General features: G+C 70.2%; 12 protein-coding genes. 9 read left to right on the top strand and 3 right to left on the bottom strand.

The window, feature by feature from the left end; translation table 11 throughout:
• Positions 1–113: 113 nt before the first annotated feature.
• On the top strand, positions 114–800 hold the full coding sequence (locus ACFYR3_RS15760) for a M24 family metallopeptidase (protein ID WP_389283370.1): 687 nt from the start codon (positions 114–116) through the stop codon (positions 798–800).
• Positions 801–877: 77 nt separating this feature from the next.
• Here ACFYR3_RS15760 and ACFYR3_RS15755 read toward each other — a convergent pair whose 3' ends face one another.
• The gene (locus tag ACFYR3_RS15755; protein WP_355841749.1) at positions 878–2,434 is read right to left on the bottom strand and encodes a hypothetical protein; all 1,557 of its coding nucleotides are present in this window, start codon (positions 2,432–2,434) and stop codon (positions 878–880) included.
• Positions 2,435–3,150: 716 nt separating this feature from the next.
• Between ACFYR3_RS15755 and ACFYR3_RS15750 the strand changes: the two genes are divergently transcribed.
• Positions 3,151–3,354 (top strand): cold-shock protein, encoded by a 204-nt coding sequence (locus tag ACFYR3_RS15750; protein ID WP_037751662.1) that lies wholly within the window; start codon positions 3,151–3,153, stop codon positions 3,352–3,354.
• Positions 3,355–4,450: 1,096 nt separating this feature from the next.
• A complete protein-coding gene (locus ACFYR3_RS15745; protein WP_389283368.1) occupies positions 4,451–5,074 on the top strand; it encodes a lamin tail domain-containing protein in 624 nt (207 codons plus the stop codon).
• 322 nt (positions 5,075–5,396) lie between these two features.
• On the opposite strand, the gene ACFYR3_RS15740 is transcribed toward ACFYR3_RS15745, so the two are convergent.
• The gene (locus ACFYR3_RS15740; RefSeq protein ID WP_355841743.1) at positions 5,397–6,275 is read right to left on the bottom strand and encodes a UbiA family prenyltransferase; all 879 of its coding nucleotides are present in this window, start codon (positions 6,273–6,275) and stop codon (positions 5,397–5,399) included.
• Between the two features lie 144 nt (positions 6,276–6,419).
• On the opposite strand from ACFYR3_RS15740, the gene ACFYR3_RS15735 reads away from it, so the two are divergent.
• From ACFYR3_RS15735 to ACFYR3_RS15710, 6 genes are all read left to right on the top strand, one after another.
• On the top strand, positions 6,420–7,478 hold the full coding sequence (locus ACFYR3_RS15735; RefSeq protein WP_355841740.1) for a 3-oxoacyl-[acyl-carrier-protein] synthase III C-terminal domain-containing protein: 1,059 nt from the start codon (positions 6,420–6,422) through the stop codon (positions 7,476–7,478).
• 40 nt (positions 7,479–7,518) lie between these two features.
• Positions 7,519–8,052, top strand: coding sequence for an isoprenylcysteine carboxyl methyltransferase family protein (locus tag ACFYR3_RS15730; RefSeq protein WP_355841737.1), 534 nt, complete (start codon positions 7,519–7,521; stop codon positions 8,050–8,052).
• A complete protein-coding gene (locus ACFYR3_RS15725) occupies positions 8,049–9,062 on the top strand; it encodes an FAD-dependent monooxygenase (RefSeq protein ID WP_355841734.1) in 1,014 nt (337 codons plus the stop codon). Before ACFYR3_RS15730 ends, ACFYR3_RS15725 begins: the two co-directional genes overlap by 4 nt.
• Positions 9,063–9,280: 218 nt before the next feature.
• The gene (locus tag ACFYR3_RS15720; RefSeq protein ID WP_356781405.1) at positions 9,281–9,904 is read left to right on the top strand and encodes a dihydrofolate reductase family protein; all 624 of its coding nucleotides are present in this window, start codon (positions 9,281–9,283) and stop codon (positions 9,902–9,904) included.
• Between the two features lie 453 nt (positions 9,905–10,357).
• The gene (locus ACFYR3_RS15715; protein ID WP_355841728.1) at positions 10,358–10,603 is read left to right on the top strand and encodes a hypothetical protein; all 246 of its coding nucleotides are present in this window, start codon (positions 10,358–10,360) and stop codon (positions 10,601–10,603) included.
• Positions 10,603–10,980, top strand: a complete 378-nt coding sequence (locus ACFYR3_RS15710; protein WP_355841725.1) for a fic family toxin-antitoxin system, toxin component — start codon at positions 10,603–10,605, stop codon at positions 10,978–10,980. Before ACFYR3_RS15715 ends, ACFYR3_RS15710 begins: the two co-directional genes overlap by 1 nt.
• A gap of 122 nt (positions 10,981–11,102) precedes the next feature.
• On the opposite strand, the gene ACFYR3_RS15705 is transcribed toward ACFYR3_RS15710, so the two are convergent.
• Positions 11,103–11,891, bottom strand: coding sequence for an SAM-dependent methyltransferase (locus ACFYR3_RS15705; RefSeq protein WP_389283364.1), 789 nt, complete (start codon positions 11,889–11,891; stop codon positions 11,103–11,105).
• Positions 11,892–12,034 lie beyond the last annotated feature (143 nt).

Genomic DNA, 12,034 nt, shown 5'->3' with positions numbered 1-12,034 from the left:
ACACAGCCACGTCCCGGCGTCTGTGAGGTGTGGCCTGCGTGGATACCGAGACTCGGGGTGCGCGGTGATCAGAACCTTGCCGGGTCCGGATCGGAACTCCTACGGTGAGCGACATGACGGATGAATCGACACGCGCGGCGCGGCTGCTGGACGCTCAGGCCAAGGCGGCGTCGCTGTTCGCCGAGATCGAGACGAGGCAGCTGGTCGCCGCGGGCCAGGGCGAGCGCGCGGTGAGCGACAGGATCCGTGACCTGGCGAACGAGATGTTCGGGACCACCCACTACTGGCACAAGCGGATCGTGCGGTCCGGACCGAACACGCTCCTGCCCTACCGCGAGAACCCGCCGGACCGGGTCATCGGCGCGGACGACGTCGTCTTCGCCGACTTCGGGCCGATCTTCGAGGAGTTCGAGGCCGACTTCGGGCGGACCTTCGTACTCGGCGATGACCCCGTCAAGCACCGCCTGCGCGACGACCTGGCGACCGTTTTCGCGGCAGGACGCCGCGCCTTCGAAGCGGACCCGGACATCACCGGCAAGCAGCTCTACGCCGAGGTCGAACGGCTGGCGGCCGAGGCGGGCTGGGAGTTGGGCGGTTGGCACGCCGGCCACTTGGTCGGCGAGTTCCCGCCCGAGTACAACGACTGGGAAGACGTCGACTCCCACATCGTGCCCGCCAACGACAAACCGCTGCGCCGCACCGACGACGAGGGGCACCTCCTGCACTGGATCCTGGAAATCCATCTCATCGAACGGCAGGGGGAGTTCGGGGGCTTCTACGAGGAACTGCTCGACCTCTGACGTTTAGTGAGGGTGCGTCAGAAAGGCTCCGTCGCACGCACCCGGCTGCGGCGGACACCGGCTGCCCGGCCGTCGCCTCAGTAGCCGAGGCTCGTCGTGTACGCGCACTCGGTGTAGACGTAGCCCGGCGACAGCTTGGCTGTGTCCGAGGCGGGGGACTTTCCTGTTCCGCTCCGGGACTTGTGCACGAAGTAGGTGGTGCCGACGGGCAACCGGATGGTCCGCTGCGGGTAGTGCTTGCCGCTGTCGCTGCACGGCTTGAAGCCGATCCCCAGCGTGCTGCCGAAACCGTACGTGGCACAGCTCCCACAGGCCTTGAGGTTGAAGCTTCCCGTCACCGGTCCCGTGTACAGGACCGTGATGTCGTCAGGACTGTCGTTCTTGACCGTGACGGCGATGCTGCCGCCCGATGCCGTGGTCGGCAGACGCTTGCCGGCCGCGGGCACCGTCTGCGCGACCTCCGCGGCGATGGCTATCTTCTGGGCGCGCGCCCGGTTCTTGTGGTGCGGGTTGTTCCTGGCGAAGTCGTTCATGGTGCTGACGGCGTCAGCGAAGTTCCCGTCCGTGTACTGATGCACACCGCAGGCGTACGCGCCCGAACGCGCGCTCTGCGAGGCCCGGTCGGCGTCCTTCCCCAGGGCGTCGGCCAAGCCGGCCTGCTCCCCGGGCAGTCCCCGGACCTGGGTGTCCAGACCGTTGAGCTGCTGGACGGCGGCACAGGGGTCGTCGCCGCCCACGGACTTGACCGCCTTGTCGACCGCGGTCTTCACCGCGGGCTCCACCTTCCCGGCCTGTGCGGACTTGGGGAAGGCCGACAGGAGCTCGCCGAACTGCGTGGTCCAGTCGCCGCCTCCGTCGCTGAGCGACCCAGCCGCGCACTCGTAGAGGGACGTGGCCAGCCGGTCGTCCGGCCAGGTGGACAGGTCTCCGAGTACCTTCTTGCCCATCGTGCGAGGGACCGTACGGAGGTACTTCAAGGGCGATACGGCGGAGCAGTAGTTCTTCTGCGCGTAGGGGGCGCCGACGGTGGCGTAGTAGGTCTTGAGCCGGTCGGGGACGCGCTGGGCCGCGCGTGAACCCGGGTGATCGTCGCTGAGCGCGCCGTAGACGGCCAGGGCACGGCGGTAGTCGGCCTCCGCCGTTTCGAACGTCGACTTCCCGGATTGCCTGACCAGCTTGTCCGCCCGGTCGAGCCGGTCCAGGAGCATCTGCTCCGTGGCTTCGTCGCGCGCCCCGTCGTACAGGACGACCCCTCCGGCGGGCACGGCCAGCAGTACGACGCCGAGCGCGGCCGCGATCAGGGCGCTCGGCAGCAACGCCAACCGGGTCCGCAGGCCCACGGACGCGCCGTGCGCCGCCGCGAGCGCCAGGAAGATCAGGTAGAGCACGACCGTCGCGCCGGGGACCCCGTCCGGGTCCGCGGGCAGGGCCATCAGAAGCAGGATCGCCGTCGCGACCCAGCATGCTGCCATCAGCCCCCAGCGGCGCACGACGGCGTAACCGAGCCCGAGCCCGCTGAGGTTCAGCAACGCCACCGCGAGGGCCCGCCAGGGATCGGCGGGAGCGGGCGGCGGCGCGGTCGGCATCGGTGGTACGACGACGTCGTCACGAGCACCTTGAGGATCCCAGGACATGACGGTTCCCCCCGTCAATCACGCCTGAAGTTCTATGACTTGTCAGCGTACGGTCAGTAAGCGACCGGCGACAGGGGTCCGCACCGAGCGTCTACGGCCCACCCGTCCCGCCGGATGTCAGACGCCCCGCGCGTTTCGCGCATGGTGGTCCAGGCGGGGTGCCACCCGTCAGTACCTCGGCGTGTTCGGCCTGTGCGCCGGGCCGGCCGAGGCCGTGGACCACAGGCGTGGGCGGCAGCCACACCTCGCCATCCCGGAAACATCGAAGACGAACCGGATTTACGGAACTGCGGTCGACATCACCAGGAGGACTCCACACCAACAGCCGGAACCGTCGGGGCGGTGCGGCTCGCAGCCCATCGGCGAGGCCTGAGCTTCGCATGATCGTCTTCTTGGTCCCGATTGATGCCACCTTGGCAGGTGGTTTGTGATGGTGAGTCATGGCCGGCCCGCTCGTCGACGCGGCTCGGCCCCCGGGTTCGTGCGGGGCGGCGGAGTCGTCATGACGCACATGTGGCGGCAGTTCCGGTCCACCTGACGGCCCTTGCTCTCTGGTGAGAGGCGCTCTCGCCGTGTAACGTCGCTGGCAGATGTCGTGGTTCGCAGTACCTGCCCGCGCCGTGGTGCGGGCGTTTTGCTGTGCAGTGCCCGAGGACCAGGACGACTACCTCCGGGTCCGCGCGGTGCGGATCCGTCATCGAGTGAGAGGCACTGGCATGGCCAGCGGAACTGTCAAGTGGTTCAACGCCGAAAAGGGCTTCGGTTTCATCGCGCAGGACGGCGGCGGCCCCGACGTCTTCGCGCACTACTCCAACATCAATGCCAGTGGCTTCCGTGAGCTCCAGGAAGGCCAGGCCGTGACCTTCGACATCACCCAGGGTCAGAAGGGCCCCCAGGCGGAGAACATCACCCCCGCCTGACCTTTGCGTCACGCCGGCACGGTGCCTCAACGAACACCCACGTTGAGGCACCGTGCATTGCGGCGGACCAGAAGGCTCCGCCGCTTCCCCGAGGGGGTGGCCGGGCCACGTACCGACGCGGCGGCAGCGTGCCACTCGCCCGCGTGACGGGCAGCACGCACCCCTTTCGCGGCGCCATCGGCGCCGAGACTCCGACGACCCGACTGCGGCCGTCATCACTCGTCCACGCCCAACCGCCCCCGCTCTGGGGCATGGTGAAGCGTGAGAGTTCTCTTGGCTCCCAGCCGTTAGTGGCTCCCGGTCGTCCGTGGCTCCCAGCCGTCAGCGACGGCCTGGTCGATGCCGCTCCCGGCGATGCCTAGGACCCCCACATCGGTTCCATGGCCTGCGGCCGTGTTGATGATGTGGGTGATTCCTGACGCCGCGGAAGCGGTCCCCGGCTCGTCGCTCACCAGCCCTTCCATGGCGATTCGCGCGCGACGCGTACGGCGTCGCGGGCCGAAGACCGTAGGCGTCGCCGATCGGGCGGGCGCAGATCACCCGTCCGGCCCGTGCGGCCTCCTGGATCGAGGCGACGACTGCGGCACCCTGGCCGAGTAGGCCCGCGATGCTCCCTGCCGTCCGGGCCGTACCGCCACCGGATGACGGACTGTCAGGAACGTGGCGGCGAGGCGCCGCCCATCGGACCGGCCCTGTCGCGGTGACGGGATCGGTGGGGTGACGGATTCCGCCGGCCTCGGCATGACGTCGGATCGGAGCGGAAGGGTGTTACTCACTTTCGAGTGACGGCCGCGCGAGGTTCGACGATGTACCGGATGCCCGTAAATGGCCTGGATGCTGTAGGAGTACGGGAGTTGGAGATGACAGGACGTCACTCTTCGGCTTTCAGCAGTTAAAGGACTGATACAGGTGTCTGTAACCGACATGTTCGTAATTGGTAACAGCGGTCGGGTGTTGCTCGTCCTGGGCGGGGATGTGCAGCAACTTATGAGTCCTCGGCCACCGGGCCGGGACTCGCACAGGGTCGCACCGTGCAGTTCCCCGCAGTGGGGTGCTCGTACGGGGTGTGCCGGCTCTCGAACCTTGAGGAGCATTCATGTCCGTTTCCACGTCTGTCACGGCCCGCCGTATGGTGGCCGCGGCCCTCGCGGCCGGCGCAATGATCGGCTCGACCGCGGTGTCCGCCTCCGCCGCGGAGCCGCGCTTCGAGCGCACGCATGTCGCGATCAGCAGGGTCCAGAGCGACGCGCCGGGCTTTGACGACCGCTCCAGCCGTTCGCTGAACGCGGAGTGGGTGGAAATCACCAACTCGGCACGCCGTGGAGTGAACCTGAACGGCTGGACGCTGTCGGACGAGGACGGCAACCGCTACACCTTCCGGCACTACCGCCTGGCCGGCCGTTCCACCGTCCGGATCCACACGGGCTTCGGCCGAGACACCAGCCGTGACCTCTACCAGGACCGCCGCAACGAGGTGTGGGACAACCACTCCGACGTCGCCACCCTGAAGAACGACCGCGGCCGCTTCGTCGACAGCGTCTCCTGGGGCCGGCACCACGACCGCGACCACGGCCGTGATGACAACCGCGGGCACGGCGACAACCGCGGGCACGGCGACAACCGCGGACACGGCGACAACCACGGACACGGCGACAACCACGGACACGGCGACGACCGCGGACACGGCGACAACCACGGCGGCGGTCACCGCGGCCGCTGAACGGCCCTTGATGGCACGCCAGTTCCGGAACCGGACGCCGAGATGACCGGCTGAGGCCGGGCACTGTCGGACCCCGAGATCACTTGGCCTGCTGGACGGCCTCCTGAGGAAGACCCGCACCGGACGGTGCGGGTCTTCTGCGTCCGCGCAGGCGGCCGTTCTTTGAAGCGCCGGTCCAGGCGAGGTCGGTTTCGCCGACGGCCACCCGTTCCGGAGGCAGGCCCCCATGGGCTCGCCGGTTCCAGGCCGATCGTCGTTGCCGCCAGGAGAGCCGTAAGGGAGGCTCACAAGGGGTGACCGGCGTCACGCGGTCTGTCGTGGCTCAGGGCGGTCCCGTCCCGATCCCGATGCCGCTGAGCAGCAGGGTCACATCCACCGTTGCCACGACGATCGCCGTCGCGAACGCCAGCCGCTCCCAGCGGCGTCCCAGCACAGTCCCCGTCACCGCCACCAGGAAGACCGCGGCCAGGGCTGCCACCTCGCGTCTGCCGGGCGGTCCCGCGGGCCCCAGCGCCAGCAGCGCGGACGCGAGCACCAGGGGCACCGGAAGCAGCAGCCGCGCACGATCGGGCCCAAGTCGCTGCGGCCACCCTCGTACACCTGTCGCCAGATCCCCACGGATGTCCGGCAGGACATCGCCCAGATGCGCCCCGATGCCCAGGAGCGCTCCGGCGCCGACGACCCACCAGGCCGGCCACGGACGGCCCGGCAGCCCGAGCGCGACGAACGCCGGGAGCGCGGCGAACGCCAGCGCGTAGGGCGCCCAGGACCAACGGGTGGCCTTCAGCCGCACGTTGTACGCCCAACCCGCCCCGACCGCGGCCAGGTGAACGGCGCCGGCCGCCAGGCCGCAGAGGAGGGAGAGCGGCACGCACAGGGCCAGCGCGGCGTACGCGGCAGCCCAGACCTGTGTCACTTTGATCGCGCCGTCCACGACCGGCTTGCCGCGGCGGCCCGCCGCCGTGTCCCGCCGTGCGTCGAACGCGTCGTTGCACCAGCCGACCGACAACTGCCCCGTCATGACGGTGGCGCCGACCAGGACACAACCCCAGGGTCCGCGGCCGGCGATCACGGCCAGCGCCGCCGCCAGCGTGGTGACGGCCACGGCGGGCCCGGGGTGGCAGGCTCGGCCCAGACCACCCACCCGGCCGGTCCCATTTACCGCGGTGTCACCGGTCGTCGAGTGCTCGGGAGTACCCACCCGGCGATGGTAGGAGGCTCCGTCCCCCCGGCTCGGGCGCGCCACGGGGCGAACCGCCGGACGGGCGATCCCTGGTGGCGAAGTGCCGGTCCGGGGAAGGCCTGGAGAGCAGCCCAACCCAGTCGGTTTTCGGACGGGAGCCCTATGACGCGGATCGCCGCCGTGCACGGTGCCCTCGCGCCGCACCACCACGCCCAGTCGGAGATCACGGACATGGTGGCCCGCACCTGTCTGCCCGAGGGCGCCGACCGGCGTGTGCTGGACCGACTGCACCGCGGCGCCAAGGTCCGTAACCGCCACATGACGCTGCCACTCGACCAGTACGAGACACTCGATGGATTCGGCGCCGCGAACGACGTCTTCATCACGGCCGCCACGGACATGGGGGCCAAGGCGGTCCGAGAGGCGCTGCGCCTGGCCGGACTCTCCGCGGCCGACGTGGACCTGCTGATCTTCACCTCCGTCACGGGCATCGCGGCGCCCTCCATCGACGCCCGGCTGGCGGGGCGCCTCGGACTGCGGCGGGACGTCAAGAGACTGCCGATGTTCGGCCTGGGCTGTGCCGGTGGTGCCGCGGGCCTGTCCCGCATGCACGACTATCTGCTGGGCCGGCCCGACCAGGTGGCGGTGCTGCTGTCGGTCGAGCTGTGCTCGCTCACGTTCCAGCGCGGCGACCCTTCCCTGGCCAACATGGTCGCCACCGGTCTGTTCGGCGACGGCGCCGCCGCGGTGGTGGCCTGCGGATCGCGACGTACGGGCGAAGCCGTCGGCCCCACGATCGTGGACACGCGCAGCCGGCTGTACCCCGAGAGCAGCGGCATCATGGGCTGGGAGATCAAGAGTTCGGGCTTCCAGGTCGTCCTGGCCCCGGAGATCCCCGACGTGGTGCGCCGTCATCTCGCGGATGACGTCGAGGGGTTCCTGGGCGACCACGGTCTGAAGCCGAAGGACGTGAGCGCCTGGGTGTGCCACCCCGGAGGGCCCAAGGTTCTGGAGGCAGTCGCCGAAGCCCTCGACCTGCCCGACGGGGCTCTCGACGTGACCTGGCGTCATCTGGCCGAGGTGGGCAACCTCTCCTCGTCGTCCGTGCTTCATGTGCTGCGCGACACGCTGGCCACCCGCCGCCCGCCTCCAGGTACGCCGGGTGTGCTTCTGGCGATGGGGCCGGGTTTCGCCTGCGAGTTGGTGCTGCTGCGCTGGTAGGCCGCCCGGCGCACGACATGGAACGGTGGGACACGGACACATGAACTGGTACGGACTGCTGGTGGCCGCCGTCGCCGCCGAACGGGTCGGCGAACTCGTCGTCGCCCGCCGCAACGAACGGTGGAGCCATGCCCGCGGCGCGATCGAGGCGGGCCAGGGCCACTACCCGGCGATGGTCGCCCTGCACACCGCCCTGCTGGTCGGCTGCCCGGTCGAGGTCTGGCTGGCCGACCGGCCCTTCCTCCCGGCCCTCGGCTGGCCGATGGTGGCCGTGCTGGCGGGCGCCCAGGCGCTGCGCTGGTGGTGCATCGCCACGCTGGGATCCCGCTGGAACACCCGGGTGATCGTCGTGCCCGGCCTGCCCCTGGTGGCCCGCGGCCCCTACCGGGTGCTGCGGCACCCGAACTACGTGGCCGTCGTCGCGGAGGGCGTGGCGCTCCCGCTGGTGCACACCGCCTGGGTCACCGCGGCGGTCTTCACCCTGGCCAACGCGGCCGTGCTGACCGTGCGCATCCGGTGCGAGAACCGCCTGCTGGCCGACGTGACCGCCTCGCTCGCCTCCGCTCCGGCGTGATCGACGTCCTGGTGGCCGGTGGCGGACCGGCCGGTCTGGCCGCCGCCATTCACAGCGCGCTGGCCGGCCTGGAGGCCGTGGTCGTCGAACCACGGACCGCGCCCGTGGACAAGGCCTGCGGGGAAGGCGTCATGCCCAGCGGCGTCGCCGCGCTGCGGGCGCTGGGCGCCGAGATCACCGGCAGGGAATTGCGCGGCATCCGCTACGTGCACGGCGCCGCCCGCGCCGAAGCGCTCTTCCGTGGCCGCAGTGGGCTCGGAATCCGTCGTACGGCCTTGCACAGTGCCCTGCACCAACGCGCTCTCCGCCTCGGCGTGCGGATCGTGCCCGGCAGAGTGGGCGAGGTGCTCCAGACCACGGACACCGTCACCGCCGGGGGATTCACGGCACGTTGGCTGATCGCCGCCGACGGCCTGCACTCCACCGTCCGCCGCGGCCTGGGTCTGGAGCTGCCGAGCGGCGCACACCGTCGCTACGGACTGCGCCGGCACTACCGTGTCGAGCCCTGGACGGACTTCGTGGAGGTTCACTGGTCAGGGCACGGTGAGGCCTACGTGACACCGGTCGCCGACGACCTGGTGGGTGTCGCGGTCCTCAGCCGCGTGCGTCGCGGCTACGACGAGCACCTGGGCGACTTCCCGGCGCTCACCGCCCTGCTGCGCGGGGCCCCGGAGACCGAGGTGCGGGGCGCCGGGCCGCTGCTGCAACGGGCACGGCGCCGAGTCGCCGGACGCGTCCTGCTCGTCGGTGACGCGGCGGGCTACGTGGACGCGCTCACCGGAGAGGGCATCGCCCTCGGGCTCGCGACGGCCGGAGCCGCCGTCCACTGCCTCGCGGCGGGTCGCGTGGAGGAGTACGAGCGGGCGTGGGCGCTGCTGACCCGCCGTCACCGGCTGCTGACCGGGGCTCTGCTGACGGCGAGCCGCCGTCCCGGCACCGCCCGCCTGATCGTCCCCATGGCGTCCCGGCTGCCCCCGGTGTTCACCGCCGCGGTCCACGCGCTGCAGTAGCGCGTACGGCAGAGCGGTCTCGCGGCCTGTTCGGGTGAGCCGAGTTCGGCTTCCCGTCCTCGCACGCGTCGGCGCACTGTACCTTTTGTGCGGGTTCATCGCGCTTACGGTCGGGCGGTTCAGGAAGTCGGTCGACACGGAGGCCGGTGAACGCACTGAACCGCGTGGGTGGTGCGGGAGCCGGGCAGGCGTGCCGGGCCGAGGAAGGGCGGAGCACGGTGAAGTTGATTCTGCAGGAGTTCCTGTCGCTCGACGGCGTGGCGCAGGGCCCCGGGTCGCCGGAGGAGGACACCAGCGACGGTTTCACGCGGGGAGGCTGGCTAGTACCGCACTTGGACGATGCGTTCATGCGGATCGTCATTCGCTGGATCGGCGATGCGGACGCGTTCTTGTTCGGGCGCCGTACCTATCAGAATTTCGCGCGTGACTGGCCGCAGATGAACGATCCGGACGACCCTGTCGCCTCCAGACTCAACGGCTTGCCCAAGTACGTGGCCTCGCACAGTCTGGCCGAGGCCGGCTGGGAGCCGACCACGATCCTCTCCGGTGATGTGCCGGCCCAGGTCGCCCAGGTGAAGCGGCAACCCGGACGGGAACTGCAGATCCATGGCAGTGCCCGCCTCGGTGCCTCGCTGCTGGCCGCCGGACTCGTCGACGAGGTCCGGCTGATGGTCGCGCCGGTGGTCGTGGGCAGTGGCCGGCGGCTGTTCCCGGAGGACGGCGTCCCGGCAGGGTTGCGCCTCCTGAGCAGCGAGACGACACCGAGCGGAGTCGCGGCCCAGGTGTACGAACCGACGGGACCGCCTCGGTACGGGACCTACGAGGCCGACGCGCCCTCCTGAGAAGAGCCTCTCCGGTCTTTCGTCCGGTCTCGTTCCGAATCGGTCTCTCGGGCGTTCGGCACCGGTGGCGACGTCGCTCATGAACCAGCGGGTGTCGTGAGGTGTCCGCGGCGGCCACAGCGGCCGGTCGGCCGTCACCGCCGCGGACCCGTGCGGTTGCGGGACGCGTGCGGGCGTCGTGGAATCAGCGGTTGCGGATGGCGCTGGTGGTGAAGAATCCGGTTGCCGCGGCGGCGACGAGAGCGCAGACAGACAACAACATGGTTCGACGCATGGGAGGTCCTCTCTGGATGAGCGTGGGCACGTACGTTGCACAACGCCGGTCATGCCTCCAGGGGCTCGCCGCTGTCCCGTACGCCACCCGCATGGACGCGATGTCGGGCGCCGGACCGCGGGCGGAGGGACGCGGAGCGAGCACTCCCCGCCTGTGGTAACGGCTGTTACCATGCCGATATGGCGAGGACACAAGTAGGCGCACGGATCGACGAAGACGTCCTGGAGCTTGCGAAGGCCAGGGCCAAGGACCGCGGGCAGAGTGTCGGCGAGTACCTGTCCCAGCTGGTCCTGGAGGACGCCGACGGCCTGCGCGCCCGAGGTCTGGACGCCGCCCGCCGCTTCCTCGACGAGCATCAGGACGTCTTCGACGAGGTCGAGGCCGAAGACGTCCGGCGGGCCGCCAAGGAGGCGCACGCAGCGTAATGGATCTGCACATCGACGTCCCCTGGATCCTGCAGGTCGCCGAGATCGCAGGCGCTGGGGATCCGGCCCCCGAGGACTACGGGGTGCCGGTGGCCGCGGTCGCCTGCCACAAGGCGCAGCTGCTTGAGCAGCCGGCGTACGAAGGCGCTTACGCGCGCGCCGCCGCGTTGGTGCACGTCCTTGGCCGGTGTCGGTGGCTGGAGCGCTCCAACATGGCCGTCGCGGCGGCTACGGGCGTGATGTATCTGGAGGCCTCGGGCATCCCCGTGAAACCGACCCGGGACGACGCCGTCGCGCTGCGTGATCTGCTCCGCGACCCCGCCTGCACCGCCGCGAAGATCGCCGTGTTGCTGCGCTCCTGGCCCGCGGTCACCTGATCCGCCGGTGACTGTCTGATCCAGGGATCGCCCGGCGACCGAGCCCGCCGCCTTCTGGGCGGGTCGGCACCTTCGGTGCGTCGGCTCTTCGGCGCGTCGGCTCTTCGGCCGGGCGGGTCGGCTCAGAGGACGCGCGCGACTCCCGCGTAGATACCACTGTCCTCAGGCTTGGGCCTGCGGGCCGACTTGAACCACTCCGTCGCCGTCACCAGGCCGGGCTCGACCAGTTCGAGACCGTCGAAGAAGCTCTGCACCCCCGCCCGGGTACGGAAACCGAGCTGGATGCCGCCCTTGGCGTACTCGGCGGTGACCTGTGCGGAAAGTTCCGGGAACAGGTCGGAGGAGGCGTGCGACAGCACCAGGTAGCTGCCCGAGGGCAGCGTGGCGATCAGGTTGCGGACGATGTCGTGGGCGTCCTGCTCATCGGGGATGAAATGCATCAGCGCGATCAACGACAGTGCGATCGGGCGGGTGAAGTCCAGGATGTGCCGGGCGTGTTGGACGATCTCCTCGGGCCGCCGCACATCGGCCTGGATGTAGTCGGTGACTCCCTCGGGCCGGCTGACCAGCAGCGCCTCGGCGTGACGCAGCACGATCGGGTCGTTGTCGGTGTAGACGACCTTCGCCGTCGGCGTGATGTCCTGGACGATCTGGTGGAGGTTGGGCTTGGTCGGAATCCCGGTGCCGATGTCCAGGAACTGGTCGATGCCCTGCTCGGCGAGCCAGGCGGACGCCCGGTGCATGAACTCGCGATTCTGCCGGGCCGCGTCCCGCGCCTCCGGCGGCAGCTTCTCGCCCACCGCCTCGTCGACCGGGTAGTTGTCCTTCCCGCCCAGCAGCCAGTCATAGACCCGCGCGGGATGCGCCTTGCTGGTGTCGAGCGCCGGAAACGACTGTCGGTCGATCGTCATGGAAGCTCCCATCGCACCACGAAAACGCGGCAGGCCGAGTGTTCGATCATCCTACTCGGAAGCGCCATGTGGTCTGTACGGTAAGGGAGTTGGACCGGCGGACCAACGGTGCGGACTTGCGCGTGCTCGGCCCACCATCGCGA

The sequence above is a fragment of the Streptomyces sp. NPDC005784 genome (assembly GCF_042871525.1).
Taxonomy (GTDB): domain Bacteria; phylum Actinomycetota; class Actinomycetes; order Streptomycetales; family Streptomycetaceae; genus Streptomyces.
This window is presented reverse-complemented; position numbering and strand designations above follow the sequence as displayed.

What these genes read in the sequence shown, in the direction of transcription:
- ACFYR3_RS15710 (WP_355841725.1), top strand. Translation starts at nt 10,603, where the DNA reads ATGGATCTGCACATCGACGTCCCCTGGATCCTGCAGGTCGCCGAGATC.
- ACFYR3_RS15735 (WP_355841740.1), top strand. Translation starts at nt 6,420, where the DNA reads ATGACGCGGATCGCCGCCGTGCACGGTGCCCTCGCGCCGCACCACCAC.
- ACFYR3_RS15755 (WP_355841749.1), bottom strand. Translation starts at nt 2,434, where the DNA reads ATGTCCTGGGATCCTCAAGGTGCTCGTGACGACGTCGTCGTACCACCG.
- ACFYR3_RS15730 (WP_355841737.1), top strand. Translation starts at nt 7,519, where the DNA reads ATGAACTGGTACGGACTGCTGGTGGCCGCCGTCGCCGCCGAACGGGTC.
- ACFYR3_RS15705 (WP_389283364.1), bottom strand. Translation starts at nt 11,891, where the DNA reads ATGACGATCGACCGACAGTCGTTTCCGGCGCTCGACACCAGCAAGGCG.
- ACFYR3_RS15750 (WP_037751662.1), top strand. Translation starts at nt 3,151, where the DNA reads ATGGCCAGCGGAACTGTCAAGTGGTTCAACGCCGAAAAGGGCTTCGGT.
- ACFYR3_RS15760 (WP_389283370.1), top strand. Translation starts at nt 114, where the DNA reads ATGACGGATGAATCGACACGCGCGGCGCGGCTGCTGGACGCTCAGGCC.
- ACFYR3_RS15715 (WP_355841728.1), top strand. Translation starts at nt 10,358, where the DNA reads ATGGCGAGGACACAAGTAGGCGCACGGATCGACGAAGACGTCCTGGAG.
- ACFYR3_RS15745 (WP_389283368.1), top strand. Translation starts at nt 4,451, where the DNA reads ATGTCCGTTTCCACGTCTGTCACGGCCCGCCGTATGGTGGCCGCGGCC.